Source organism: Parabacteroides sp. AF17-28 (assembly GCF_003479205.1).
GTDB classification, from domain to species: domain Bacteria; phylum Bacteroidota; class Bacteroidia; order Bacteroidales; family Tannerellaceae; genus Parabacteroides; species Parabacteroides acidifaciens.
Genome location: NZ_QUGV01000002.1, coordinates 164,544 through 190,099, shown reverse-complemented (window position 1 = coordinate 190,099; position 25,556 = coordinate 164,544). Strand labels below are relative to the sequence as shown.

Genomic DNA, 25,556 nt, shown 5'->3' with positions numbered 1-25,556 from the left:
TCAATACACATGAAAAAGGAATTTTGGATAAGTTGTATAAGCGCATACCTGTTGGTCGCTTGTAGCGGGAATGGATCACTGCCTGTCGTCCCTTCGGACAGTGATTTGCAGTTTGATAATCTGGCGCAGACCTGGGATGAAGGTATTCCGCTCGGGAATGCCACTGTCGGGGCTTTGGTCTGGCAGCGCGATTCGGCTTTGCGTCTTTCACTGGACAGGACGGACCTGTGGGATTTGCGTCCGAGCGATAGCATCTCGGGGCCGAACAACCGCTTTGCCTGGGTACGCGAGCAGGTGCGGAAAGGGGATTATCTGCCGGTGCAGCAGAAGTTCGACTGGCCGTATAATGCATTGCCCGCCCCTTCCAAGATTCCGGGAGCAGCATTGGAATTTCCGCTGAAGATGGGGAAGGTTTCTTCGGTACATCTTTATCTTAATAATGCACTTTGTGAGGTCGCTTGGGATAGCGGGACGAAGCTGAAGACCTTCGTGCACGCGTCCGAACCGGTCGGATGGTTTGTGTTTGAGAATTTGCCGGATACTGTTTCGCCGGATATTGTCGCTCCCCGCTATAATAACCCCGATGAGGTTGCCAACGATAATTCGCATGCCGGTCCTGCTTTGGTCCGCTTGGGATATAAGCAGGGTACTACGCGGAAGGATGCCGGTACGGCCACTTTCCATCAGGAAGGCTGGGGCGGATTTTCTTATGATGTGGTGGTTCGTTGGGAACAGAAAGGCGGAACTCTCCGGGGTGTATGGAGTTTGACCTCTTCCCTTTCGGAAGACCGGGCTGAGAAGGAAACCGCCGATGCAATGAAGAGAGGCGTCGAGACCGATTATCGTTCGCATATGGGGTTTTGGCGTGACTACTGGGCACAGTCGTCCGTATCGCTGCCGGACACTGTTTTGCAAAAGCAGTACGATAACGAAATGTACAAGTTCGGTTCTGCCGCCCGCGAAGACTCCTATCCGGTTTCTTTACAGGCTGTTTGGACAGCTGATAACGGGATGTTGCCGCCCTGGAAGGGAGATTATCATCATGATTTGAATACGCAGTTGAGTTATTGGCCTTCCTACACCGGGAACCACCTGCAGGAAGAGATGGGCTATCTGAATACCTTGTGGAACCAACGCGATGTTTATAAGCAATATACCCGTCAGTATTTTGAAACGGACGGCATGAATATACCGGGTGTTTGTACCCTGACCGGCGAGCCGATGGGCGGTTGGATACAGTACTCCATGTCTCCGACAGTCGGAGCCTGGTTGTCCCTGCATTTTTATCTGCATTGGAAGTATTCTGCTGATCGTGTATTCCTGAAGGAACGTGCTTATCCGTTCTTGAAAGAGGTGGTAACTTTCCTGGAACAAATCTCCGAGGTCGGTGCAGACGGCGTTCGCAGATTGCCGCTTAGTTCCAGTCCGGAGATCTTTGATAACTCGATCGATGCCTGGTTCAAGGATATGACAAATTACGACCTTTCCCTGATGCGTTTTGCTTTCGGTGCAGCCTCGGAGTTAGCTTCGGAACTGAACTTCACGGATGAGGCGGCCCATTGGAAAGCCGTCGGTGCCGAACTCCCTGAGTTTGCGCTGGATGAAGACGGCGCGTTGGCTTTTGCCAAAGGTTTCCCTTACAATCAATCGCATCGCCATTTCTCGCATGCCATGTCCATCCATCCGCTTGGTCTGATCGACTGGAGCCAGGGTGAGAAATCCCGACAGATCATAAAAGCAACCTTGAAGAAATTGCAGGATATCGGTCCCGATTACTGGTGCGGTTATTCTTACAGCTGGTTCGGCAACATGAAAGCCCGTGCTTTCGATGGTGAAGGGGCTGCCCGTGAGCTTCGCACTTTTGCCGAATGTTTCTGCCTGCCCAATACGTTCCATGCGAATGGCGACCAGACGAAGAGCGGAAAGTCCAAGTTCACCTACCGGCCTTTTACGCTGGAAGGTAATTTTGCCTTTGCCGCCGGTATTCAGGAGATGTTGCTTCAGAGTCATACAGGTATTATCCGTGTATTCCCGGCTATCCCGGCATCGTGGCAGGATGTCTCTTTCGATAAATTGCGTGCAATGGGAGCTTTCCTGGTCTCGGCCGAGAGAGAAGGAGGCAGGCTTCGGCAGATCCGAATCTATCCGGAGCAGGGAGGAACCTTGCGACTGGCGATCCCCGAGGGAAGCAAAATCAGTTTCGTTTCCGGAAATAAAGGTGAGAAACAGGAGCAGGATGGTATCCTGACTCTGGAAACAGGTAAAGGAGAGACGTTGACTATTGGATTTTGAGGGGGCTTATTGTAAAAAACGTCTTGAAAACTTCCTTTAGAGGCTTCGAGAAGTGCTTCCCGACGATTGTTTTCCGGTCGAAAAAGCGCTTTCGGACCGGTTATTTTAGTGAAATATGCGATTTTTCCAAAAGACGACCGTCCTAATCGCTACCGCGACCGTGCTAATAGGTAGTGCACTCGGCACCTCGCGAAGATTAGGACGGTCGTAACGGCGATTAGGACGGTCGTAATGGAAAAGAGCTGCCTGTTTACCGAAAAATACCCTCCGAATCCTTGCCATATTCCTGTCCCTTCCCCTTCATGCTTTCAAATATTCGATTCTCCGGGAGTTAAGCTTTATCGGAATGTCGGGAAGTCTCTGCTCCGCTTTGACAAATGTCACCCTTTTTGAACGGGCTGCGCAGGCCGCCGGTCCGTTTGTTACGAAATGTGCTGTTTCGGTAGCGAAAAGTCAAATTGAAATCGTTCATTTTTTGAGGTGAAATAGAAAAATAGGGGGTTATTGTAAAAATACCAACAAAAGATTACCGGAATAATAAAGGAAATAAGAGAAAGTATTTGTAATATTGTATCCGGTGTTTGTTGGTCACACCGGTACGGGATAAGAATTATATGAATAGAATAGTTATGCGATTGCCCTGTTTTTTCCTCATATTATGCAGCTGTTTAATCATGGCATGCAACAGCTCTGTCGATCCCTCTTTTTCCCGCGAAGAGACTTTAACTCCAGAATTAAAGCCTTTGCGGGGGATAGCCGGTTCTGTGATAGTAAAGGTGAAGCCTTCTTTTTTGATTCTTCATAAGACGTTGTCGCAAACGGATAGTTCAGACGGTGTCTCCTTTATTGCTGATTCGTTATATGTGACAGATGCTATGAACGCAACTTCCGGCTTAGTTCCTAATGGGGCGGAGTATTATGCTGATCCTGATATGAAGCGCGTGTATGTCAATGACAGCCGTGTTGTGTTCTGTTATGGATATAAGAAACAGATTGATTTCATGGATTTCAAGTTTAACCTTATCAATCGGGTGAAGTTTGAATTTGCAGCCCCTAAGCATATCGATTTGAGAAGCCGGGAAGACGTAAATTTAAGTTATATCTGTAGTTATTTAGGTAAGCGCTATTTCTATACGTTGTATTTGGGGATTTCATCGAACAAGCGTACGTACCTCTCTTCCCAGGGCACTTTTCTTGAAGTATATGATTTAGACGGGAATCCGGTCATCCGATACCTTTTGAATGGAGGGTATCCTGTCTATTTTGCAGTAGATGAGAAAACCTTTACGCTATATGGACCTCAAGCCTACGACGATCCGGAGGATCATATGCTTGTGTACAAATTGAAAGGATTAAAGAATAGTGCAGGTACCAACAAAATGTTATCGAAATAGTATGGAAATAAGGGAGGGTTTTTGTATCATTGCATCTACAAAAATAACACATATGAGAAAACACTTTCAACTGCCAAAAACAATCCCATATCTTTCCTCTGTTACAGGAAGCCGAAACCCTTATGGACAGTCGGCCGGACAGTTCGTTGTGCCTGCTGTAGTCTGTGTAGTCTCCGGAAAACCTTTTGGCGGCAGAATATGCCACCTGGTGTTTGCTGGTCACGCAGGCGTTGGAAACTTATCTGAAGGTAAAAGAACAGGTTAGGCAAACAGTGGATTTTGATTTGAAGCCGGATACGATTACTTCCGTAGAACGAAATAAGGTGTACCCTGAATAATTTGAAGAAACTAGTATTAATTTTTATTTATGTAAGGAAAATGAAGTATAGTATTGTCGTTTTGTTAATTGCTATTCTTTTTTCTTGTAACAACCGGGATATTCGGATTGCTCCTTGGGGCTTACCTGAAAATGGAAATATTATTGCCCGGCAGGAAGTTGTAGGAGAGGATACAATAATCATTTGTAGTTTGGATGAGGTCTCAAAATCTTTAACCATAAAAGTGAGTGATTTAGTTGATTCGTTGGAATTGATTAAATTAGAAAATACAGAAGATGCTCTTGTGGGTGAAGGAGATGTTTTTCTTTCTGATAATTATATAGGGGTTAAATCCAGTGTTTATAAATTATTCAATAAAAAAGGTGTTTATATCAATACGATTGGAAATATAGGGCAAGGACCTGGTGAATACAATAATTTGTATGATTCTCAGATTGATGAAGTCTCAGATCGTATATATTTGTTAGAGATGAATGCTAAAAGTATCCTTTCCTATGATTTGAAAGGTAATTATATTCAATCTATTCCATTGGCATACCGATTGCCCAAAGGACGTATATATATAGAGACGGCAAGCGAGAGAGTGACAATAACAGCAATGCCTTGGCAAGGAGAAGAAATTCCACTTCTTTGGATACAGGATTTTGAGGGGAATGTGATAACTGAGACGAGACGCGACAATGTGGCTGTTTTTCCTGAGTTTAGCAGTGAGGTCTTTTCTGGTATGCCTGAATATCGTGATAATTTCAGTTTGTTTGTTACTTCCATAACAGGCCGTATTGATACTCTATATCATTATTCGTTAGCAGATAACAAACTTTCTTCTCGTTTTACAGTCGAATATCCTAATAAGGAAAAGATACCTCTTCATTATTACTGCGAGTTACCTCATTGTTATATTGTGGAAATTTATGAGAAAGAAATAAAAGGGCTTGATTTTACAGCATTTCCCCAAACTCGAATTATAGTGGATAAAAAAACTTTAAGAGGTGGGTATTTCGATTTGTTGCTTGATCCTTTGGGTGGGCTTTTTTATAAAAGTTATGTCACTTCTTTTCGTGATGGGTATTTTATATTGAATATAGATCCAGGAAATCTGAAAGATTTGGTTGATGAATCCAAATCTTTTTATGAGCTATTGAGCGAAACAGATATACAGAAGTTGAAGGACTTGAAAAAATCAATATCCGAAGATGATAATAACTATATTTTACTGGGAAAATGGAAATAAAGGCAGTAGTAACACAGAAGGGCTTTAAAGGCTTTTTGTGTTGTAACCGGTTTTCGAACGGGCTGCGCAGGCTATAGGTTCGTTTGTCACGAAATGTGCTGTTTCGATAGCGAAAAGTCAAATTGAAATCGTACCTTTATTGTGGTGAAATAGAAAAATAAGGGGTATTACAATCTGGAAATATTAAAAACTAAAGAATATGAAGTACACATATATATTGATGAGTTTCCTTCTATCATTGACGTTACAAGCTAAGGATAAAGAATTAGTGATCGATATGACTCAGGCCAAAGTTGGCGATATCCCCTTAAGCAGAATTGTATCCAAACTGGAATATATCCCATTGGAATTGACAAAAGAATCTTTATTGAAAAAGCCTTCTGTTTTTTTGACGGATCGATACATTATTACGACTGAGTTTGCAGGGAAAATATGTTTATTTGACAGGAAAAGTGGAAAGTATCTTCGTCGTCTCAGTCAAGAAGGAGGCGGTCCTGATGATTATGCACATCTTATGACAAATTGCACATTGGATAAGAAAAGAAATGTTTTTTATGTGGATATATGGAAGGGGTGGAGAGGAATAGATATAGAAACCAATAAGTGCGTGAATGAGGTCATAAGACCTAAATATCGCTACGAAAAAGAACTGAAATATCAACAAAGCATTAGTAGTCTTTACCCTTACAAAGACGATCTTTATATAGGTTTGGCCAATGATGAACAGGCCAATGACCATTGTGCGCTTTATGTCTTTAATAAAGACGGAGAAGTTTTGAAGGTTATAGATAATGGTCTTCCGGCTCCTGCTTGGAAAAGCCCAAAATCTTACTGTAGTAGTTCGGGGCGATTTCAGAAAGTAGGGGATAATTTGTATTTTACCGTAGCTGCGGATAATGATACCGTTTATTTGGTGGATGAAAAGCATTTGATTCCCACTATTATATTCCATTTTAACGAGACATTGGGTAAAAAGTCAGAAGCCGGGACTGTGGAATTCGGAGCCGGTAATATAGAAACGGTTCAAAAATATAAAAAAGGCTATTTGAGTTATTTTTCTATTTCTCAAACTAACCGGTATGTATTGTTTAATAGTAGGGAATGGGAGGGATTGAGTTCAAATATCAGTTTTTCCAATTATTATGATAAGAAAACAAAGCAATTGTATAGTTGTGAACGTAAAGGAGAAAGATGCGGGTTTGTGAATGACATAGATGGATTAGGTACTTTTTTTATGCAACGATTAGATGGAAATAAGCTGGTTGGCTTGTTGATGCCGGAAGAACTTTTAGATTATATGGAAATTCATAAGGATGTGAAGTTGAGTTCGACCGGAAAGAAAATATTGGAAAATCTGCAATTTGATGATAATCCGGTCGTGGTGATCGCTACATTGAAAGAGTAATAGTAATTTCCCGGATCAGGAGTACGTCTTTCCTATACTGAACAATGTTGCTATATGGATTTTTAATCAATTAAGAGAATATGATGAGAACAAGTCTACTATTAGTTTGTATCTTTTTCTTCTTTGGAGGATGTGCAGATAGAAAGTCCAAAACAAAAGAGGATGTTGTACAAGAGGAGGAGGTCATGAAGCGTGACACGGTTATTCATTTGGTTGAAGCATTGGACGCTCAACCTACAGCATTTTATATTTCGGAAATAGCCGATAGTATTACCTATTTGCCATTGGAAACGGGGGCGAATTGTTTGTTAAGTCGAACAATTATCTTGCGCTTTACACAAGACGGGATCTACCCTGGCCGTTGTTTAAAATTCGGTTGGGATGGTAAATTTGTTAAGCAAATTGGTCGGGTTGGTCAGGGAAGAGGTGAAGACCCGAATGCATTTGCGTGGTTGTTAAAATCAAAGGATTTGTATTATACGGTTGGTAATCGGATTATAGAATATGATGCGGATGGGGAATTTACGGGAAAAGAGACTAATAAATTCTTTTTAAAGTCCCGCGAAGATTCAACTATCATATATAATTTGTTTCGTGAAGTCGAATCAGCGGTGATAGACGGACATATTCTTATTTATCAATATCCGGATAGCCTGATTTGGGTAGATACGAAAGATTTCAAGGTGGATCATACGGCTCGGGTTGTAGAGCAGGGGGATATTAAAGTTGATGGTATATCTTTTTATCTGACACAATGTTTTTTTATCTCTTATAATGAAAAAAAATATTTTATAATTTCTATAACGATACAATCTATACTGTAAGAGGAGATGGTTTATCTCCCGAATGGGTAGTCGATTTAGGCAATCGGAAACTCCCGAATGAGGTTACGCTGTATAAATTAGGGCCTTTGTCCCGGCAGGCGTTGAGAGGAGGAAGTATAGAGGCCTCAGAGTTAATCACTAAAACAGATGGAAAGATTTTTATTAATAACATCTATGAATCGGATCGTTTTTTACTGTTCTATTATAGCGAAACACGTTATTTCTGGGGAACGCGTAAAAAAGATCCTCCTGTTGGTAAGTTAATCATATATGATAAGGTCACTAAAAATCTGACTAATATAAAGGATAAGATTATAGACGATTTGAATGGAGGTCCCGGATTGCGTCCGTTTTATGATGGAGTAATCGACAACAAATTGATTGCTATGATTTGGCCTTTTGAGTTGAAAGAGTATGTAAATGAACATCGGAATGAAGGAAAGTTGTCTTCGAAATTGATTGATATAGCAGATCACTTGGATAACGAAGATAATCCGGTATTAATTATAGTGCATTTGAAAAAGTAGTATATGATATGGAAGCAACGTTATCCTTGAATACTGAATTTGGAAAAAGAAAAGGCATTATGCCCTGAGAAACGGGATCAATTGGTTAAAATCTTAGAGAATTTAAAAAGAGGATGATAATTCGATAATAATGGTTGCTAACCTAAACTAATCATTAAATATTCTTAATCTTAAATATTTTAGAAACAAAAAACATCATCTTTGGTTGACAAGGATACTATTATTGGTATTTTTGTAAACCAATAAAGATGAATACGCATGAAGATAGAAGAAATTTTTGCAAAACGGTTAAAGAGCGCACGAGTTATGGCAGGCTTGTCCATGGATATGCTTTGCGAAAAAATTGGTAATATGATTAGCAAACAATCTGTTTCCAAATATGAGAATGGAAAGATGATGCCGGACAGCTCTGTTCTTATAGCTATTGCCAATGCGCTAAATTTAGATCCAGATTACTTTTTTCGTCCTTTTTTGTTCGAATTGGATGAATTTGAAGTTAGTTTCAGAAAGAAAAACAAGGTTAAAGTATATGAGACTAATGCAATAAAGGAGAAGATACGAGATAAAGTAGAACGTTATTTGGAGATAGAAAATATTTTGGGTTTAGGGAACAAATTTCAATCTGCAGCTTATTCTAATGCAATCATATCAAATGCACAAGACATTAAAATGCAGGCTCTCCGTCTTCGTGAAGAATGGGGATTGGGAAAAGACGCAATCAACAATGTCCAAGCAATGTTGGAAATGCATTTTATCAAGGTGATAGATGTGGATGCGCCGGAAGGCTTCGACGGTTTAAGCGGTATGGTCAATGATGAATATCCTATAATAGTTCTGAATGTAAACATAGAACAATCCGAGCGTCGTAGAATGACTGCATTGCATGAATTAGGGCATCTCCTATTCAATAGATCTTTTGATCCTGTATTGAGCTCTAAGCAAAGAGAAGATTTATGTACGATTTTCGCTAATGAAATGTTGATTCCAGGTTGTGTTTTCAGTGGTATAATCGGAGAAAACAGGAAAGATATATCATTAAATGAACTGATAGATCTGCAAATCATGTATGGCGTCTCCATAGATGCCATGATGATGAAAGCCAAAGAACTCAATATTATAACGGATGCAAGATGCCGTACTTATTATATTAAGAAAAATCGGAATGAGAAATTTAAGAAATTAGTGATTGCATCCAGATTTCAGGAGAAAAAACCTCAACGCTTTACAAGCCTTGTATTTAAGGCAATAGCCAGTGATATTATAACAACTTCAAAAGCCGCTTCTCTCTTGAATATTTCAATTGAAGATGTGCGTAATCGATTAAATCTTGTGTAATGGAGATTATAGTAGTCAGTGATACAAATATCTTTATTGACTTATATAAGGTTGGCTTGTTAGATGAATTTTTTTCATTAACGATCCATGTTCATACAACAGACCTTATTATACATGAGTTAAAAGTAAAGGAACAAAGAAGCAAGATACTTGGCTATGAAAAGCTTTTTATTAAAAAGTTCAATATGCAAGAGATGATGGAATTGGTTAACTTCCAACGGAAAATGCATGATATGACAAACGTGAGTATTCAGGATTGTTCTGTTTGGGCGTATGCACAAGACAATGACTACACTCTGCTCACTGGAGACAGTAAGCTTCGTAAGATAGCAATTAAAGAAGGTACGAATGTTCGTGGGATTCTGTATATATTTGATAAAATGGTAGAAGAAAAGTTGCTTACTCCCCAAAAAGCTTGTGAGAAAATACAACTACTTAGACAATTAAATGGAAGATTACCTTCTAAAGAAATAGAAAAAAGAGTTTGTTTATGGAGTAGCAAAGAAGACACTTTCACTTGATATTGGTTTTGTACGTTCGTCTCAGGATGCAAAGAGAGTTGAAATTGAAATATGGGGGATGCGTCAACCCCCTGCCTATAGCATTTAGCGGTTTTTGACACATCCCCGATAAGTTGTTGTAAATCGCAAATCCTTAATAAATGGACTCCGGTCTTTCCCGGGAACCTGTTTGTCTGGCGGTCAGAAGTTGCCGGATGATAGCGGGAGATGTCTGTTGGGACGGGTTGAATGCACCGGATTTCATATATTCCATGAGGCTGTACAACAATTGCTTCTTCTCCGGATTCTCAGCCTGTTCGTGGAGCAGGTCCATACTGCATACGATCAGTTTGCCGTTCAGGCAGTTCGTCTCGAACAGGTTGGTCAGGCGGCGGTTGTTGGCAAAGTTGTCCACGCATTCGACAAGAGGGGTGGCTTCCGCGAGGTAACGGATGTTTGTGCAGTCTTTTCTCCATTCGTGCAGCATTGAAATGGAATAGTCCGGTGTCACACGGTAAAAGGCTTTCTTCCTGATTTCATCAAGACCGCAACGGTCAAGGCACAAATCCTGATGTGCTTTATCATATAACTCTGAAGAAAGACATCCGTCCATCGTCAGTACGGCGAGAATCTGAACTTTACCCATAATCGTTTCCTTTCGTTAGGCAAGGGTAAAAAAGTAGCGTGCAATTCACACTACCTTCAAGCGATGGCTCTGGTAAAGCCTTTACGGAGAGTACGTGAATGCACGCTATGCGTAAGCATAGCATAAGCATCACGCAATCGTCTCCGTAGTTCCAATTTACCAGATTTTCGCTTGAAACGCCTTGCGGTCTTATCCTATATGTTGGCGGCGAAAAGCTCCTGCCAATCGCCGTTTTTCTCAAATGTTATGCAAAGATAGCCAAATTCAGTGAATTACGGGCTATGATTGCTTGAATTTATATTTAAGTCCATACTCTTCAAGTTTGCTGTATAGTGTTGTCCTGCCTATGCCGAGCAGTTCTGCGGCGACACTCCGGTTGCCGTTTGCCTGTTTCAACGCACGCAATATCCGCTCCTTATCCTCCGCGTCATTGCGCAAGGCGAAGCTGACAGTAGAGGTCGGTTTCGTCACGGCAAGTTCCAGATGCTCTTTCATGACAACACCTTCCTGCGCCTGCAATACAGCACCCATAACTTTCTGCCGAAGTTCCCGCACGTTGCCCGGCCATGCGTGTGTCAGCAACGCTTTACGTGCTTCGGAACTGAACCCGCTCACGCTACACTCCAGCTCTCTGTTTGCCATATCACGGAAGAACTCTGCCAGCGGCATAATGTCTTCTTGACAGTCACGCAACGGAGGAACGGTTATCCCGAAGTCGTGCAGGCGGTACAGAAGATCCTGCCGAAAACGCTTTTCATTCACCGATACCTCCAAATCTTCATTGGTAGCAGCGATGATGCGGACATTGAAATTCCGGTCTGCCTTGTCTCCGACCGGGCGATACCGCCTCTCCTGTATGGCACGGAGCAACATCTGTTGGGTTTCCAACGCGAGGTTTCCTACCTCGTCCAGAAACAACGTGCCGCCTTCCGCCTCATGGAAATATCCTTTCTTGGCATTGTCCGCACCTGTAAATGCACCTTTGACGTGTCCGAAGAAAGCCGACGGTGCAAGCTCTTTGGAGAGTGAACCGCAGTCCACCGCCACAAATGGCTTGCCTGCACGTTTGCTCTTGTCATGCAACAGGTGGGCAATATGCTCCTTGCCCGTGCCGTTCTCACCAAATATCATCACGCTCATATCGGTGGCGGCTACCAGCCTTATGCGGTGCATGATTTTCTGAAAGGCGGAACCTTCACGGGCGAATATAGGCATACGGCGTTGTCCTGCCTGACGTTCTTTCAGTATGGAACGGATCAGGGGGACAAGTTTATCCTCCACAAGCTGTTTGGGAATATAGTCTATCGAGCCGAGTTTCATGCTTTCCACGGCGGTATTAACTTCGGCGTAGTCGGTCATAATGATGAAGGGCTGCATCTTTCCCTCCTTTCGCATCCAGCACAAAAGGTCTATGCCACTGCCGTCAGGCAGACGCAGGTCGGCAACCACGATATCATTATCTGTTGCCTGTTGCAGATGTTTCTTCGCGGTTGAGAGGTGGTAAGCCTTCATATTGCGGTAGCCCTCCCGTGACAGCATATTGCAGACATATTCGCAATACACGATGTTGTCTTCCACCACAATTATTTTTGTCTTATTCATCTTCGTATTTTCTCCTTTCCTCTTCTGCCAACCGTATTATTTCCACTCCCTTATCCAGCACGGCAGTCACGGCATGGCTTAACGCTTCACCATCCGGGAGAGCATCGCCACGAAGCAATCCGTAAAGTACATTCAGCGGTTGGTCGGCACGGAGCACCTCCCACGAACTGCGCAGGTGGTGGATCAGGGAATCCAGCTTTTGCAGGTCTTTTTCTTTTGCTGCATCCCGTACCGCCTGCATTTCCTTTTCTGTTTCAGTTATCAACTTTTCCAGCATGACGGCTTCATTGCCATAGGACAATAAGGCGGAAAAGTCCGGTTTCCCGTCCGGTGTCGCTTTTATGGCACACCTGTCGGAAACCTCCATCAGTTCCGATATGGAGAACGGTTTGAACAGGCATCCGGCAAAGCCTTTTGCCAATAGTTCCCCTTTGTTACAACTGCCCGAAGCGGTTGCCACAACCACCGGGATTGTTGGTGAATTGCCCACGTTGGACGAACGCAACAGTTCCAGCAATTCGAAACCGTTTATATCGGGCATATTCAAGTCTGTCAGCAACAGGCTGTATTCTTTCTGGCGTATCATTTCCATCAGTGCCGCAGCATCGGTGCAAGTGTCGCAGTGTATTCCTTCTTGGGAATACATCTCTTTCAGCATCAGAAGTAATACCTCATCATTGTCAATGGCGACAACATCATGGAATTTATTGTTATGATAAACAGGTGTATTGCTTGTATATCCAAGCTGTTCTTCAGCTTCCTGCATAGAAATTTCAACTGTGAAACGACTGCCTTTCCCTTTCTTGCTGTCTAAACGGATTGTTCCGCCAAGCATCGACACAATATTACGCATTATGGCAAGCCCAAGCCCGAAACCCTCCTTTGCGGCGGCATTTGATAGACGTTCAAACGCACCGAACGCTTGTTTCTGTTCCTCTTCTGTCATGCCTGTACCTGTATCTTCAACGACCAGTGTCAGAACTCCATTATCATATTCAGTAATCAAAGAAACACCGCCTTCTTCTGTGAACTTGACAGCGTTTGACAGCAGGTTATTCCCGATTTGTATTATTCGCTCTTTGTCGGTCAATACAATGGCATCGTGTCCAGTCTTCACGGACAAGGACAGCCCTTTGTTCACGGCAACAGGCATGAACTCCGTTTCAAGTGTGTGCGTGATTGCTGAAATCCGGCAGGGTGACAGACGGGGCTGTTCCTTGCCGTTGTCCAGGCGGAAGAAGTCAAGCAAAGTGTTAAGCATATCCCGCATACGGTCGGAGGATTGCAGTATGTTTTGGATATACTGCCCGGACTTATCCTCACACTGTTCTTTCCGTATCAGTCCGGCATAGCCTGTTATTGCTGTCAGCGGTGTGCGCAGTTCATGGGTGATAGTATGTACCGCCTTCTTCCTTGACGTTATCAGTGCCTCGTTCCGTTGTACGGATTGTTCCAGTTGCCTTATCAAATCAGTTGTCTTGTGCTTGTATTGTTTAATGCTTTTTGCATCACGATGTATGATGATGTAGGAAATTAACAACAATAGAAGAACGAATCCCATTAAACCGCCTACTTGCATAAATGACTTTTCACGCATGGCAACTATTTCGTTTTCCCGGCTTTGCAGTTCGGTTTGTACCTTTTCTTCTATTTGGCAAATCAATTCTTGCAGTTGTCTGTTAAGTTCTGCATTACGAGCTGCAAGGCTGTCGGCTTGTTCCGACAATTGGCGATCCTGCACTTTCTGTTCGCTGATTACGTTTCTATTGACCGAATGAAGGATAGTGGTTGATACTGCTGGAGTTACTTCCTTTTTTTTGCCGAATATGCCTAAGAAACCTTTTCGTTTTGGCTTTTTGGACTGTTCCTGCACACTTTTCTGTACAATAACCGGAATTTGATTGGCTATCTTCTTGTTAATAGATTGTTGTTCATCCATTAACCGGACTATCTGGAACATCTGTCGTTCCTTATCCTCTAAAAGACTGCGCACACTATCGATGCGCTCTGCTGGATAGGTGGCCTTGAAACGGCAGAGCATACTGTCCATTGCCATACGCCGTGCATGGTAATGCTCGATATCTTTATCGTTCCATTCCAGTATTGTTTCACCCAATAGAGAAAATTTTATCATTTGAATATTGATATTGTTTATTTCTTTTCGGAGCTCGTCTATTTTTTTATTGCCAAGTTCTAATGCTTCTATCTCCTGCCATTCATAGAGGCTATTATATGCCATACATCCGATAAGAATGGAGATAAGTATATATCCCAACCGTATTGCCTTATAGAAATTTCCTGACCGCTCCATTATTTTAATGACATTGATTTTTGGAACATGAATAAAAGTTTATCTTTTTCGTTCATGCGGATATTATCAGAATAACCGTCTTTTGTTATTTGATACCCACATGGCTTAACCATAAAAATGCCTAAGCCCTTAGTGTACGAACTTACTTCTGAGGCATAGTCTTTACTTGTATTTAATGGAACTTTCCCTTTAATATGACACCACTCATTATTACAACTGATGTCTTCAATCTCAGACATCAGTTTTTGCAAATCTGTAATAGCTTTGGAACTCGCTACTTGGGGTATCTGCAACTCAAAACAGAGCATCGGTTCGAGAATGTCCACACCTGACTGTTGCAAAGCCAGCCTGAAGACATAAGGGGTCAGCTGTCTGAAATCAGCAGGTGTACTTACCGGGCTATAATACTCGGCTTGAGTAAAAGTTACTTTCAGATCTGTCACTTCCCATCCATGTAAACCAGATTGGCAAGACATACGAATCCCTTCAAAAACGGCATTTTGAAAAGAATGGTTCAGATAACCATAGGAGATGTCACTTTCGATTTGCAACCCTGCCCCTAACGGTAAGGGTTCAAGAGTCAGCCCTATTGTGGCCCAGTAAGGGTTGGGTGGTACTTCGATCTGAATAATCTTATTGACCTTTTTTATAGGTCGTTCTTTGTAGATAGTCTTGATCTCATCAAAATGGACCTTTACGGAAAATCGTTCTTCCAGCAATGTCTGTATGATTTCCTTTTGGGTCAAACCATATAACGAGATTTCCAATTCATCACTATATGAGTTTATGGAAAAGGACAAAGACGGGTCTTCAATCCACAATGTATTCAGAGCGGATATCACCTTGCTTCTCTCTTCGGGCTTATTTGGCCGGACGGAGGATTTGAGAGCGGGATGCTGATGAGATAATCCTTGAATCAAACAAGGTTTAGCACCTAAATAATCTCCGATTCGAAAATCTTCTATATCTTCTACAATCGCGATATCATTGGCACCCACTTCATCAACATTTATCTCTCTGCCCTGATAAATAGTCTTTAGATTTTTAATCTTGATGAATTTTTCCGAATCGTTGATTCTTACAACGTCTCGAAGTCTCAGACTTCCGTCAATTATTTTAAGAAAACTTCTTTTATGCCCTTTGGGGTCATGCTCTATCTTATAGAGATAAGCTGAAAGTCTGTTTGAGACTGATGCCGGAGGAAGTATAAAAGAAGAAATGGCGTCCAACAACTCATTGATACCGATATTGAACATTGCTGATCCATGTAGCACCGGATAGACTTTGGCTTTTGCCACAAGAGCGATTATCGTATTCCAATAATCAGCCGGTGAAATTTCGCTATCCGCCAAATATCGTTCTAATATATCGTCGTCATGGTTGCATACAAATTCTTTGTATTCTTCCTTTATATATGTTTGGGAGCAAACCGGATAAACCGATCCATCGACAACAGTTTGCATAAACAGGACATCTTGCGACAGATTTGTTTTTATATCCATATACAAACGCTCCAAATTCACACCGGCACGGTCAATCTTATTGATAAATATAATTGTCGGGATTTGCAGCTTTTGTAAAGTACTGAACAGCAACTTTGTCTGCGCTTGTATGCCTTCCTTTGCGGATAAGATGAGGACTGCTCCATCAAGCATTTTGAATGTCCGCTCCACTTCCGCAATAAAATCCATGTGTCCCGGAGTGTCAATGATATTGCATTTCACTCCATTCCAGATAATAGATGTCGTAGAAGCCCGGACAGTAATTCCTCTACGTTTCTCTATATCCATAGAGTCCGTTATGGTGTCACCATTATCCACACGGCCGCACTTTTCCGTTGCTCCACTGGCAAACAGCAGATTCTCGGTTACGGAAGTTTTTCCTGCATCAATGTGAGCAAGAATTCCTAAATTTATAATATTCATTTGGATTAAGCAATAATATACTACAGTAGATGCATTGTCGAAACGCACCTTTTAATACCTCCTCGTAGCATATGAGAACTACAGGATTACTAACTCGTATTAATATGTATATTATTACTGCCGCATAACGATTACAAAATTACACAAAAAAATATATCTAACAAAAGTGGGAGGATTTTTTAACTTTTTACCATAGACATTTTATTAGGGAAGCGTAGGTTCAACTGGCAAGTACAAATAAGTAGAAATGTTTGAACAACACCGTTTTAGGAAGTTGAAAAATCAAGTTTCTCTCTCGGTATAGCGTTTATTTTGGCCAATATCTTCTTTAGTTTAGCATTTGTGTATTTCCCATTCGTGTTCTATTTAGCTCCTTATTATGAGTATGTAGCAAGTTACTTATCAAATTCAGCCTCTTTGAGGGTCAAATATGGTTTTGCAAATGGTGACTGACAAGACATAAACAAGGTCAGCAGGAATTTTTTACATAAATGGACATGAATGTATATAACCTAAAATAAGAATAAATTTTAATAAGGGCTGCCCAAAAAGAAAAAAATGCAGTTGCCATCCTATAGATACTTGCAGAAAGGATAAAATTTACTTTTAGACCTTTTGGGATAGCCCTTATTAATACTTCAGATAAAATTCCTTAGGTTATATTTTCAATCCTTTGGACCGGGTTTCCTCCTTGGCATACAGTCCCGGACGCCCGATTATGACATGGTTGGCAACGATACTATCCGCCGGACTGCGTATCTGCGGCGGTGCATTTTCGGGATATTGCGCCTGCCTGTTCCTCACATCTTCCGCTTCCGGCTTGAGCTGTTGCCCTTCATTCTCCTTTTCTGCGACTTCGGGCGTGGGTGGCGCAAGCTCCAGCTGAATTTTTCGGTCAAGGGCGGCAAGTTCGGACTTCAACTGCTTCAGCTCGTCCTCCTTCTTCCACACCTTACCCGCTATCTCCTGTAACTGCGGTATCTCCATCTCCAGCACCTCGTTCTTCGCCTTGTACTGGTCGATGATGGAGGGTATCCTCTCCATCGCGTTGAGGAAGTTGCGGGCGGCGGCCAACGGGTTAGCCATCGCCAGATGCCCGTTGTTGTAGGTGTACTTGTAGTTCCCCTCGACCACGAAGCGGTTGTCGGTGAACTCCAATCCCTCTTTGAGTATCCTTTCGCTCACCACCTTTATCGGAAAACCGTAAAGTTCACCGACCTGCGTGTACAACCCTCCGGTCGTGGCATTCTTGGCTATCTCCTGCAAACGCTTTCCGATGACCTTCTCATCGGCGGAATCCACTCCGTCCACCTTTATTATATTAAGGCGGTTGCCCTCCTTGTCGGTCTGCACCACCGACAGGAAGCGGTTCCAGTCCTCCGTCATGGCATCTATGAAAGCCGTGTTGTTGCGCAACTCGCCGGTCTTTGACTCCAGCTTGAACTCCGAATCACGCTTGCCCTTGTTGAACGACTTGCGTTCCCCTTCGAGCGATGCGATCCGCTTTTCCAGTTTCGCCTTGTCCAACAGGTCGGTATTGCCGGAGAGCAACGCCATGTATTCCGAGAAATTCATGCCCGATTTTTCGTCCATTGCCCCCTCGTCGATGGTACGCGCACCCATCGCACCGCTTTTGAGCTGGCTTATGAAAGTCTGCTTGCAGTGCAGGAGGTTGAACTTGTAGCTGTCCAGTGACTTCTCCACCGCGTAGATGATTACATCCACGTTGTTCCCGGCGAAATGTTTGGCAATCTCATTACCTGCCCTAACTCCGCGTCCGTCACGCTGTTGCAAGTCGGACGGTCGCCACGGCGTATCGAGATGATGGATAGCCACACACCGTTTCTGGGCGTTCACACCCGTTCCGAGCATAGAGGTAGAGCCGAACAGCACACGCACCGTCCCGGCGTTCATGGCGTCTATCACCGCCTTCCGCGCCTTGTCGGTCTTGCACTCCTGAATGAAGCGCACCTCGCTTGGCGGTATACCGTAGTCCTCCGTCAGTTTGCGCTTGATTTCCGAATAGACGTTCCACCCGTCGCCCGGCTGGTATGTCCCCAAATCAGAGAAAACGAACTGCGTGCCTTTCTGGGCGTCGTATTTTTGATAATACTCCGCGATCATCTTGGCACAGTGACTCGCTTTGTTGTCGGGATGATCTTCGTAATTCGGGTCTATCATGCGCATGTCGAGTGCCATTTTCCGGGCATAGTCCGTGGCGATGAGCATCTTCGCCTTTTCTTCCGTTTCCGAAAGCGGCAGCCTGCCCAACAAGGTGGCATCGCCCGTCTTGGCGAACTGCATCAGTTTCTGTATGAAGTCCTCCTGTTCCGGCGTGGGCGGTATATGGTGCAGTATCTCGTTCTTGGCAGGACGGTCAACGCCCACATCCTCCGCCGTGCGGTAGTCCGTGATTTCATTATAGAAGGCGGCAAGCTCCGGCACTTTGATGAAGTAGCGGAAACGCTCCTTCTGGACCACATTGTTCGTCACGTTAAATTCAAAATCCGTCGTCTTCTTGGCAAATATCGCCGCCCAAGCGTCGAAACACCTTATGTCCTGCCGTTCCAGCTCCTTCGGGCGCAGGTACTTGAACAGCAGGTACAATTCAGTCAGTGAGTTGCTGATAGTCGTGCCGGAGAGGAAGGTCGCACCCAAGTCTTTTCCTGTGCGCTCCTGTATGGTGCGTATGGCAAAGAGCATGTTAAGTGCCTTCTGGCTTCCCTCGCTGTTTCCCAATCCCGCCACACGGTCGTGGCGCGTGTTGAAAGTCAGATTCTTGAACTGGTGGCTCTCATCTATGAAGATGTGGTCGATGCCCATCTGCTTGAAATCCACCACGTCGTCCGTGCGTGACTTTATGGCGTGTTCCACCTTCTCCAGCTTCGCTTCAAGGTTGTGCTTGCGCTTCTCCAATCCTTTCAGCATCGCCCGCGACACGTTCTTTCCCTGCTGCCGTAGCACTTCGAGGTTTTCCTCCACCGTGTCAAGCTCTGCTTGCAGGATGCGCTGCTGCAATTCCGGCGACTGCGGTATCTTGCCGAACTGGTCGTGCGACATGATGACGCAATCGTAGTCGTTGTTCTTTATATTATTGAAGAAGCGCACACGGTTGGCGGTCGAAAAGTCCTTCTCCGAAGCGTACAGAATACGTGCGTTGGGATATGCCGCCTGATAGGTGGCTGCAATCTCCGCAACGTTGGCTTTCAGCCCGATAATCATCGGCTTGTGTGCCAAATTCAGACGCTTCATCTCATGCGCGGCGATGCACATTATCAGCGTCTTACCGGTTCCCACCTCGTGGTCGCAAATTCCGCCGCCGTTCTGTTTCAACATCCAGACGCAATCCATCTGTGAGGGATAGACGCTCTTGATACCCCGGCTTGCCAGCCCTTTCAGGTTGAGGTCGGGAAAGGTCTGATGGGAGCCGTCGTAGCGCGGGCGCACGAAACAGTTGAACTTGCGGTTATACATCGTCACAAGCCGCTCCTTGAACTGCGGCGACTGCTCTTCGAGCCATTCGGAGAAGCCGTTTCGTATCTCGTCAATCTTGGCGTTGGCGAGTTGTATTCCCTCGCTGTCGCGCATCTTGATGTCGTTGCCATGCTCGTCCTTGCCGATGGACTTCATCATGTCAGGGCAGGTGTTGTGCAGGGCGTGTTTTAGGAGGTGCATACCGTCATAGTTCCGGTAATACCCCTTCACCAGAAACTCGTCCGTGATTTTCATGGTGCGGTAGCCGCACACCACCGAAAACTCGTCCATGCTTGCGGAATAGGCGATTTTCACCTCCGTGTCGAACAGCCGGCTCATGTAGGCGGCATAGACACCCGTCGGAATCCAGCGTTCCCCGAAATTGAAGTCCAGATCCTCGAAGGCGATGCGCTGCGGCTCGGCATCTTTCAGAGCCTCCAACGCCTGCTTCACCTCCGGCATACGCTCATTTTCGGGATTGTCACCCATCCATGCCTCTATGCGTTCCGCTTTCTCTATGACATTTCCGGCGATGAAACGGTCTTTGATTTCGTAACCGGTCACGAGCGGATTGTAGTAGATGCGCCCTTGCAGGGCAGTGAGCAAATCCTCCGCCGTGCTGTCGGTTATCTCCCGCATATAGTCGAGATTGACCGTACCATATTTGTTGAGCGACGCAGACAGGGCTTCTTCGGGAGAGCCTACGTTGGCATGGCTCTCCACCGCGAAGGAAACAGGATGCTCGAAGATGTCCGCCTTGACGAACTTTCCGTTTTCCATCCGTTCCAGCGAAAGGATGTCGCGCCCGCCCGCATCCATCATCACTAACTTCACGTTCTGCTTGGCGTTGAGGTTGCCGTAGCGCATGACAAACTCATCGTAACAGGTATTCAGATGCTCTCGCCACGGAACATTTGCCTCGCGCCGGAGCGATTCATAACGGTACAGACGCTCGTAGGCGTCACGCAGCGACACATACAACAACGCCTTTTCCTTCTGGTATCCTTTCAGGTCGAGCGGCTGGAATGTCGCCCCGTATGGCGTGATGTCTTTCAGGTAGCCGATGTTATGACGCCCCCGGTCAGCCACCAGCGACCCTTCGCGCAGGTGCATCTCCGGCGTGCGGTGGTAGGCACGCGGAGAAAGGTCCACGACTTCCTCCTTCGGCTTTTCCGCTTCGATGTCGGGGAAAAGGAAAGTCCCCACCGCTTCCGATGGGGTATCTGTAACGGCAGGTGCGGCGACTGCCTCCGGCTGTGTTTCCTCCTGTCGTGGCTGCTCACGGGAAGTTTCCGGCACGGCTTTCACTTCCGTCTTTTCCGCCACTTGTTTCTCGTTATGCTGCCTTGCCAGTTCCCGAAGTTCTTTCCTACGCTCCGGCGTCAAACCCATCATCATTTCATAGAAACCGTTGATGGGAGGATTGGTATCCCAGTCCAGTGTGGCATAGATGTCGTCCGGGTCGGCAGGCTTGGCGGTGTTCTCCGCTTTCACCTCCTTATTCTCCATTGCGGGTTTTGCAGTTGGAGCTGTCGGTGTAACCGTGACTTTCGGTTTGGGCGGAGTGGACTTTGCCGTAACTGCCTTTTTCACCGTCTTTTTCTTTTTGGAGGTTTTCGGTTGGCTGACCTCTTCCGTCATCCCCCAGAGGTCAAGCAGGGTGAGCTGCACGCCTGCGGAATATTGCGGGCGCGGTTCTATCTCCGGCTTTTCATCTGCGGGTTGCGGCTTTTCTGTCGGAGTTTCCACCGTCTGCGCCGAGGATACTGTTTCCAATTTTATGGCAGGACGCTCTACTTTATTTTGAACGGCAACTTTTTCTTCCGTTCCTGCCTGCCGGATTGAACCCGAATACAAGCGCATGGCAAGCCTGTAATGGAAATCCTCGTCGAGCATACGGCGCAAATCCCCGGCGATGCCTGCTGCCTTGCCCTCGTGCAGATAAACCATAGCGGGCTTCCCGTAGGGGTCTGTGTCAAGTTTCGCCATCGTATGCACGATGCGTTCCGGGTGGTGGATGAAATAGGCGTTGTCGGTCAGGGCGGTTTTCGTGTCCGTCTGTATCACGGTCATCAGCCGCTCGTCCTGCGACATTTCCTTCTTGCTGAGGTTCTTTTGCAGGACAATCAGGTCACTGCCCACCTCCGTGCCCGCGTTGTCCGTGAACAGGTTGTTGGGCAGGCGTATCGCGGATACCAGATTGGCCTGACTGAACAGCTCGTTACGCACGGAGGTCTTGGTGCTATTCAATACCCCTTGCGAGGTGATGAACGCCACGATACCGCCGTCACGCACGGCATCCAGTCCTTTGAGAAAGAAATAGTTGTGGATGGTTTTCTGGGCGGAGCGTCTGCCGAAAGAGTCGCTCCGCTGAAACTCCGCGTCGAACACGGCAATGTCACCGAACGGAATGTTGGACACCGCCAAGTCGAAATAATTGTTGAACGGTCTTTCGATTTTCTCAAAACCGCAGGTGCGCATTTTCTGGTCGGGATAGAGATGCCTCAAGATTGTACCCGTGAGCAGATCCTTCTCGAAAGCCATCACATCCGCATTGGGGCTGTGCCGCAGCATGGAATCCACGAACACGCCGACACCTGCCGACGGTTCGAGCATACGGGCGGGGCGGACGCTGTAATCTGCCAGCACGTCCGCGATGGTGTCGGTTATCTCTTTGGGGGTGTAGAAAGCGGTCAGCACGGACGCTTTCAGCGAATCCACAAACCGCTTGTACTCTGTTTCGTCCTTGCTGTTCTCACGGATAAGCCTGTGCAGCTCCACCGTCGGGGCGAACAGTTCGAGGTCGGATTTCGCCCACCGGACGGCATCCGTCAGTTCCTTTGCAGGGTTGAGGATACATTTCAGACCGCCGAAACCGCAGTACCTTTGAAGTATGGCACGCTCTTCGGTTGTCGCTGTCCTATTTTCCCTGTCAAGGATGAATGCCGTCCGTATCGCCTCGATGTTGTCCCGCAGTTTCTGTTTGCGGTTAAACGCCATATTCGTCTAAGTAAAGGACGGTTGCTCCCGTCAGCTCCGTGTAGAGCAGGTCGTAATCGGAAGACAGGGCGAAATTGTCATCCGAGAGGTCATAGACGGAGAACACGTTGCCGACAAGCGGCAGCAGTTTCAGGACAAAGGCTTCACGCTTCTCTTCCGGCACTTCATCGGCAAACTCGTTTTCCACGACTTCGCGGAGGATGGCGTAACGGGAATAATGCAGCCCGCGCAGCAGCGTGTCCATCGCCAGTTCCTGCGCACCATCGGCGGGATAGCCTTCAAGCCGTGCCCTCTCATACGTTTCGGCGGCACGGTCGGCCCGTTCCCGTATGAAAGCGGTGTCGTCAGCCTGTTCAAACTTGTTCGTGCGGAGATAGTCCAGCAGGTACAGACCGTAATAGGAAAAGTCGGTCTGACCCTCGTTTTTCTTCTTGTTGTTCATTACTTTGGATTTAGCGGATTGATAATTAACGGGATAATCGGTTGGAAAAAGGAAGAAAAAGGCACTCGGTATCCCTCCGAGTGCCACCACTAAATCCAAAGTATGAGTGTAATCCGGTATCGAAGAACAATTCATTACTCTGAACAAGTGGCAAAGTTAATACTATTTCTTCCGTCCTGAAAATTTCTTGTCCTTTTTAGCCTCCGGGAACACAAAAGTCGTGTTATATTCCCCGTCAAAGGCGACAACAGCATCGAAACTCTTGCCCTGTTTGCTCTTGAACCCTTTGAGCAGCTTGGTATGCCCTTCGGTGAGCAGGTCTTTGATTTCATCGTCGGACAGGGTGCGTCCCGCTTTCAGCCGGAACACGGGCAGTCCGCACTCCGTGTTGTCGCAGCGTACCACCTTGCCGTAGAACCGCATCCTGCCCGTGCCACACTTGGGACACGCGCAGCCGGAGTCACGGCTGCCGAAGAGCTTGTCGCACGAGATCAGTTCGGAGGTTATCTCACGTGTGTACGCCTCTATCTCCTTGCGGAAGGTGTCGTCGGACAGTTCCCCGCGCTCGATACGCGCCAGCTCCTTTTCCCATTCGCCCGTCATGGCAACATCGGCGATGCGCATCGTCTTGACGACGGAATTGAGGGCAAGTCCTTTTTCGGTGGGAACAAGCGACTTCTTGCAGCGTTCCATGTAACCGCGCTTGAAAAGCGTTTCGATGATGGAGGCGCGTGTGGCGGGAGTACCGATGCCACAGTCCTTCATCGCCTGCCGCAGTGCGTCGTCCTCAATTTCCTTGCCCGCCGTTTCCATTGCCGAGAGCAGGGTGGCTTCGGTATGCAGCGGCTTGGGTTTGGTCTTTCCTTCGGTAATGGACGAGCCTTTCGGTGTCAGCGTGTCGCCTTCCTGCCAGCCGGGGATGGTAATTTCCTCTTTTTCCTCGCCATAGACGGCACGCCATCCGGTTTGCTTCACGACGCTGCCTTTTACGGTAAACTCCACTCCGGCACATTCCGCCGTGACAGTGGTCACATCCTTGACGCATTTCTCAGAGAATGCCTCGACCATGCGCCCGGCAATCATCTGATAGATGGTATTGTCCTCTTTGGAGAGGAAGAGCGGTTTCTCACCCGTGACGAGCAGGGCATGGTGGTCTGTCACCTTGCCGTCGTCCACGCTGCGGCGTGTCGGGGCGGCTTTTGCCCGCACCTTGTCTTTCCATTCGGGCTGTGTGCCGATGAAAGCGAGCAGTTTGGGAATTTCGGCAAACACGTCTTCGGGGATGTAGCGGCTTCCCGTTCTCGGATAGGTTATCAACTTCTTTTCGTAGAGTTTCTGCGCGATTTCAAGCGTCTGTTCCGCCGTGAAGCCGTGCTTGGCGTTGGCTTCTTTCTGGAGCGTGGTCAGGTCGTAGAGCAAGGGAGTTTCCTCCGTCTTCTCCTTGCGCTCGGCTTTCGTGACAGTGGCGCAACCTGCCGCCTTTACCTTATTATATAGTTCCATCGCCGGTTCTTTCTCTTTCCATTTCTCGGAGGATGAGAATTTCACGACTTCGCCGTCGCAACCGTCCGTTGCGATATGGAGCTGCCAGAATGCTTCGGACGTAAAGCGGCGGTTCTCCCAGTAGCGTTCACATACCATAGCCAACGTTGGTGTCTGCACCCGCCCCACGGAATACGTGCCGTGTCCGGCGGCGATGGATAACGCCTGTGTGCCGTTGATGCCCACGAGCCAGTCGGATTCGCTCCGCGCTTTGGCGGCGAGGTAGAGGTTGTCGTATTTGCTGCCGTCTTCGAGTTTCCGCAGTCCCTCGCGGATAGCTTTGTCGGTGAGAGAGCTGATCCACAGGCGCACGAAAGGAGTGGTGCAACCCGTATAGTGGTAGAGGTAGCGGAAGATAAGCTCTCCCTCGCGTCCGGCATCGGTCGCCACGATGATATGTTCGCTTGTGTCGAACAGTCTTTTGATGACTTTTATCTGCGACACCACGCCGCTGTCGGGCTTGTAACCTTTCTCCGTCCTGACCTGACGGGGGACGAGCGTGAATGTGTCGGGAATAATCGGGAGGTTGTCACGGACAAATCCGCGCACGCCGTAGCCGTCGGGCATGGCAAGCTGAACGAGGTGTCCGAATGCCCATGTCACGGCATAACCGCCTCCCTCGAAATATCCTTCCTCTCTCTTTGTCGCGCCCACGATGCGGGCGATTTCACGTGCCACGGAGGGCTTTTCTGCAATGATTGTCTTCATGTCTTCTTCTTTTTTGTTGATACTTTGGATTTTATTTTGGATTCAGTGGCGGACACGGGA

Annotated in this window: 15 protein-coding genes and 1 pseudogene; 9 read left to right on the top strand and 7 right to left on the bottom strand. The window is 46.2% G+C overall.

Going from position 1 to position 25,556, the window contains the following annotated elements:
* Positions 1-9: 9 nt before the first annotated feature.
* The 9 genes from DWW90_RS02180 (at position 10) to DWW90_RS02145 (ending at position 9,867) form a co-directional block, all read left to right on the top strand.
* Positions 10-2,292, top strand: coding sequence for a glycoside hydrolase family 95-like protein (locus tag DWW90_RS02180; protein ID WP_122343822.1), 2,283 nt, complete (start codon positions 10-12; stop codon positions 2,290-2,292).
* A gap of 674 nt (positions 2,293-2,966) precedes the next feature.
* Positions 2,967-3,686, top strand: a complete 720-nt coding sequence (locus DWW90_RS02175) for a hypothetical protein (RefSeq protein ID WP_122343821.1) — start codon at positions 2,967-2,969, stop codon at positions 3,684-3,686.
* A 185-nt stretch (positions 3,687-3,871) separates the two neighbouring features.
* Complete coding sequence (locus DWW90_RS20485; RefSeq protein WP_158582800.1) at positions 3,872-4,024, top strand: hypothetical protein; 153 nt, start codon at positions 3,872-3,874, stop codon at positions 4,022-4,024.
* Positions 4,025-4,064: 40 nt separating this feature from the next.
* Complete coding sequence (locus tag DWW90_RS02170) at positions 4,065-5,255, top strand: 6-bladed beta-propeller (RefSeq protein WP_122343820.1); 1,191 nt, start codon at positions 4,065-4,067, stop codon at positions 5,253-5,255.
* A gap of 199 nt (positions 5,256-5,454) precedes the next feature.
* Entirely contained in the window at positions 5,455-6,660 is a 1,206-nt protein-coding gene (locus DWW90_RS02165) for a 6-bladed beta-propeller (protein ID WP_122343819.1), read from the top strand.
* 80 nt (positions 6,661-6,740) lie between these two features.
* The gene (locus tag DWW90_RS02160) at positions 6,741-7,484 is read left to right on the top strand and encodes a 6-bladed beta-propeller (RefSeq protein ID WP_122343818.1); all 744 of its coding nucleotides are present in this window, start codon (positions 6,741-6,743) and stop codon (positions 7,482-7,484) included.
* Positions 7,485-7,585: 101 nt separating this feature from the next.
* Positions 7,586-8,011 (top strand): hypothetical protein, encoded by a 426-nt coding sequence (locus tag DWW90_RS02155; RefSeq protein WP_122343817.1) that lies wholly within the window; start codon positions 7,586-7,588, stop codon positions 8,009-8,011.
* Between the two features lie 258 nt (positions 8,012-8,269).
* A complete protein-coding gene (locus DWW90_RS02150; RefSeq protein ID WP_122343816.1) occupies positions 8,270-9,346 on the top strand; it encodes a helix-turn-helix domain-containing protein in 1,077 nt (358 codons plus the stop codon).
* Positions 9,346-9,867, top strand: a complete 522-nt coding sequence (locus tag DWW90_RS02145) for a DUF5615 family PIN-like protein (protein WP_122343815.1) — start codon at positions 9,346-9,348, stop codon at positions 9,865-9,867. The genes DWW90_RS02150 and DWW90_RS02145 overlap by 1 nt, the downstream gene beginning before the upstream one ends.
* Positions 9,868-10,273: 406 nt before the next feature.
* Here the strand turns inward: DWW90_RS02145 and DWW90_RS20605 are convergent.
* The 7 genes and pseudogenes from DWW90_RS20605 to topB form a co-directional block, all read right to left on the bottom strand.
* A pseudogene (locus DWW90_RS20605) lies at positions 10,274-10,492 on the bottom strand (deaminase); the annotation flags it as partial.
* Between the two features lie 279 nt (positions 10,493-10,771).
* Complete coding sequence (locus DWW90_RS02135) at positions 10,772-12,094, bottom strand: sigma-54 dependent transcriptional regulator (RefSeq protein ID WP_004291471.1); 1,323 nt, start codon at positions 12,092-12,094, stop codon at positions 10,772-10,774.
* Complete coding sequence (locus DWW90_RS02130; protein WP_004291467.1) at positions 12,087-14,405, bottom strand: ATP-binding protein; 2,319 nt, start codon at positions 14,403-14,405, stop codon at positions 12,087-12,089. Before DWW90_RS02130 ends, DWW90_RS02135 begins: the two co-directional genes overlap by 8 nt.
* Entirely contained in the window at positions 14,405-16,330 is a 1,926-nt protein-coding gene (gene tet(Q) / locus DWW90_RS02125) for a tetracycline resistance ribosomal protection protein Tet(Q) (RefSeq protein ID WP_004291466.1), read from the bottom strand. The genes DWW90_RS02130 and tet(Q) overlap by 1 nt, the downstream gene beginning before the upstream one ends.
* Positions 16,331-16,987: 657 nt before the next feature.
* A complete protein-coding gene (locus tag DWW90_RS02120; protein WP_122343813.1) occupies positions 16,988-22,804 on the bottom strand; it encodes an N-6 DNA methylase in 5,817 nt (1,938 codons plus the stop codon).
* The gene (locus DWW90_RS02115) at positions 22,794-23,246 is read right to left on the bottom strand and encodes a DUF1896 domain-containing protein (RefSeq protein ID WP_004304266.1); all 453 of its coding nucleotides are present in this window, start codon (positions 23,244-23,246) and stop codon (positions 22,794-22,796) included. The genes DWW90_RS02120 and DWW90_RS02115 overlap by 11 nt, the downstream gene beginning before the upstream one ends.
* 162 nt (positions 23,247-23,408) lie before the next feature.
* Complete coding sequence (gene topB / locus DWW90_RS02110; protein ID WP_004291456.1) at positions 23,409-25,496, bottom strand: type IA DNA topoisomerase; 2,088 nt, start codon at positions 25,494-25,496, stop codon at positions 23,409-23,411.
* Positions 25,497-25,556 lie beyond the last annotated feature (60 nt).

Bases quoted from the DNA above. Each gene is read 5' to 3' on its own strand.
- DWW90_RS02180 (WP_122343822.1), top strand. From the start codon at position 10: ATGAAAAAGGAATTTTGGATAAGTTGTATAAGCGCATACCTGTTGGTC.
- DWW90_RS02175 (WP_122343821.1), top strand. From the start codon at position 2,967: ATGGCATGCAACAGCTCTGTCGATCCCTCTTTTTCCCGCGAAGAGACT.
- DWW90_RS02170 (WP_122343820.1), top strand. From the start codon at position 4,065: ATGAAGTATAGTATTGTCGTTTTGTTAATTGCTATTCTTTTTTCTTGT.
- DWW90_RS02165 (WP_122343819.1), top strand. From the start codon at position 5,455: ATGAAGTACACATATATATTGATGAGTTTCCTTCTATCATTGACGTTA.
- DWW90_RS02160 (WP_122343818.1), top strand. From the start codon at position 6,741: ATGATGAGAACAAGTCTACTATTAGTTTGTATCTTTTTCTTCTTTGGA.
- DWW90_RS02150 (WP_122343816.1), top strand. From the start codon at position 8,270: ATGAAGATAGAAGAAATTTTTGCAAAACGGTTAAAGAGCGCACGAGTT.
- DWW90_RS02145 (WP_122343815.1), top strand. From the start codon at position 9,346: ATGGAGATTATAGTAGTCAGTGATACAAATATCTTTATTGACTTATAT.
- DWW90_RS02135 (WP_004291471.1), bottom strand. From the start codon at position 12,094: ATGAATAAGACAAAAATAATTGTGGTGGAAGACAACATCGTGTATTGC.
- DWW90_RS02130 (WP_004291467.1), bottom strand. From the start codon at position 14,405: ATGGAGCGGTCAGGAAATTTCTATAAGGCAATACGGTTGGGATATATA.
- DWW90_RS02120 (WP_122343813.1), bottom strand. From the start codon at position 22,804: ATGGCGTTTAACCGCAAACAGAAACTGCGGGACAACATCGAGGCGATA.
- DWW90_RS02115 (WP_004304266.1), bottom strand. From the start codon at position 23,246: ATGAACAACAAGAAGAAAAACGAGGGTCAGACCGACTTTTCCTATTAC.
- topB (WP_004291456.1), bottom strand. From the start codon at position 25,496: ATGAAGACAATCATTGCAGAAAAGCCCTCCGTGGCACGTGAAATCGCC.